The organism is Streptomyces thermovulgaris (genome assembly GCF_002155915.1).
In the GTDB taxonomy this organism is placed as follows: Bacteria; Actinomycetota; Actinomycetes; order Streptomycetales; family Streptomycetaceae; genus Streptomyces; species Streptomyces thermovulgaris.
The window spans coordinates 1-2,320 of the sequence record NZ_MUME01000189.1; the positions used below are offsets into that span (position 1 = coordinate 1).

Below are 2,320 nucleotides of genomic sequence, written 5' to 3' on the forward strand. Positions count from 1 at the left end.
CCCGTGCCGCCCCTGCCCCCGGGCGACGCCCCCGACTCCGGTCCGGTGAATCTGCCCGGTGTCCCGGTGCCGATCGGCCCCGGCCCGCTCGTCGCCGACGCCCGTTCCCCCGGAGCCCGTGACCACCTGGCGCCCCTGGCGCTTCCGGATGTCCAACGACCTCTGGGGCACCCCGGTCGTCGCCGACGACCTGGTCTACGTCACCTCCTTCGAGGTGCACGCCCTCGACGTGACCACCGGCCGGCGCCGCTTCAAGACTCGGGACGTGGCCTGGTCCATGACGGTCGCCGACGGCCGTATCCACGCCTCCGACGGCCCCACCCTGTTCGCCCTGGACGCCCGCGAGGGCACCGACCTGTGGCGGGTGCAGACCGACGCCTGGGTGTACTCCCTCAAGGCCGACCGCGGCACGGTCCTCACCGGCACCCGGGGCGGCGGCGTCCAGGCCTGGGAGGCGTCCAACGGCCAGAAGCTGTGGGAGATCACCGGCTGCCAGACCGACTTCGAGTCCCCCGAGGCCGGCCCCGTCATCCACGACGGCACGGTGTACGTCTGGCAGGACGCCCGCCTGCGCGCCCTGGAGGCCCGCACGGGCGAGGAGCGCTGGGCCTACCCCATCGGCGACGCGGCCTCCTGCGGCGGCGTACCGGTCCGTGTCACCCCGGCGTCCGACGGCTACGTCTACGTCTCGGCCGGCACCCGCATCATCGCGATCGACATCGCCGCCGGCCATGTCCGCTGGCACTTCGAGGCCCCGGCGGTCTTCCTCTCCCCGCCGGCCTTCGCGCCGGGTCCGGCGGTGACCGGCGGCGGGGTGTACCTGGCCGACTACCTCGGCACCGTCTACGCCCTGGACGCCGCCGACGGCCGCGACCGCTGGCGCATCGCCACCGAGGCCCGCTCCGGGATCGACCCCGTGCTGGTCGCCGCCGGACACGTCCACGTCGGCAGCGGCAACGGCGTCTACACCCTGGACGCGGTCACCGGCACCCCCAAGTGGCGCTTCCAGGCGGGCGGCGAGATCGTCGGCTCCCCGGTGGTCGCCGAGGGCCGTATCCACTTCGGCTCCACCGACCACCTGCTCTACACCCTCAAGGCCGACGACGGCCGGCTCCGCTGGAAGCTCGCCACCGGCGGCGAGATCACCGGCTCGCCGGTGGTCAAGGACAGGGTCGTGTACGCGTGCAGCAAGGACCGGTGCGTGTACGCGCTGGACGCGGAGAAGGGCACGGGAACGGCACGGACCGGGACCGCCTGACCCGCAGACCCGCAGTGCCCTCCACGGCCCTCCGGCCCGTCACGGTCCTCCCTCCGCCCTCTGCGGCCTTCCAGGGCTCTCCGCGGCGGTCCGGCGGCGGTCGGCGGCGCGGAAGTCCGGGTACCCGGGACAGGACCCGGATACGAGGACTGGTGACGGCCGTCGTGCCGAATACAACGGAAGGGGCCTCGGACGGCGGCCGTCGGTCCAGATGAGCGGCGCACTCGTCACCGTCCACACGCAAGACGCTACGACGAGTACACGATGGTCGCCATTCAGTGGCATGGCTGTGACAAACGCGGCACTAGCCTGAGGGCATGAAGACACGGGGGCGCATCCTCAGGTTTGCGGCGGTGTCGGTAGCGGTGGTCCTCTGCCTGACGGGGTTCACCACCGGGCGGGGTCACGGACACCGCAGCGGGGGAAACGGCAGCGGGGGCGGTTGCAGCAGCTCCCGCCAGGACCACGACAGCTCGTCGTCCTCGTCCAGGAGCGGCGTGTACAAGGACGACGACCGGGACGACTTGTACGGCTCCGGTTCGTACCGGGACCCGTACGACGGCTACAACGGCAGATACAACGGCGGCTACAACGACCACCACGACGACCACGGCAGCGGCGGCGCCTCCGGCACGAGCGGCTCGGACCGGGAGAACGCGACGGTGAGGCTGCTGAGCTGCGCCACGAAGAGGAAGCCGTACGCGACGGTCGAGGTCACCAACCCCAGCAGCATCGACGGCCGCTTCGTCGTCACCGTCACCTTCAAGGACGCCCGCAACCTCAAGATCGCCTCCAAGCAGGAGGAGGCCGAGGTGCCGGCGGACGGGAAGACGATCGTGAGAGTGCCCGTCCCCCGCCGCGCCCCCATCGCCAAGGTGGACCACTGCGACCTCTCCCCGAAGGCCCCGCCGGCGGAGTGAGAACCGGGTCCTGCTGGGTCGGGGTGTGGGGGTGGGGTGGCCGTGGCCTGACGACGTGGCCGTGGGGCCGCCCGCTTCTCGGGTCAGTGTCGTGCTTCCGCGGACCGGGTCAAGGGCGCTGCGCGTCGCCTGCGGCGATGGC

1 protein-coding gene and 1 pseudogene are annotated in these 2,320 nt (G+C 72.4%); both read left to right on the top strand.

The window, feature by feature from the left end; genetic code table 11:
* Nucleotides 1–1,258: pseudogene (locus tag CCN35_RS16410) on the top strand (outer membrane protein assembly factor BamB family protein); the annotation flags it as partial.
* A gap of 497 nt (nucleotides 1,259–1,755) precedes the next feature.
* On the top strand, nucleotides 1,756–2,178 hold the full coding sequence (locus CCN35_RS16415; RefSeq protein ID WP_236560637.1) for a hypothetical protein: 423 nt from the start codon (nucleotides 1,756–1,758) through the stop codon (nucleotides 2,176–2,178).
* Nucleotides 2,179–2,320 lie beyond the last annotated feature (142 nt).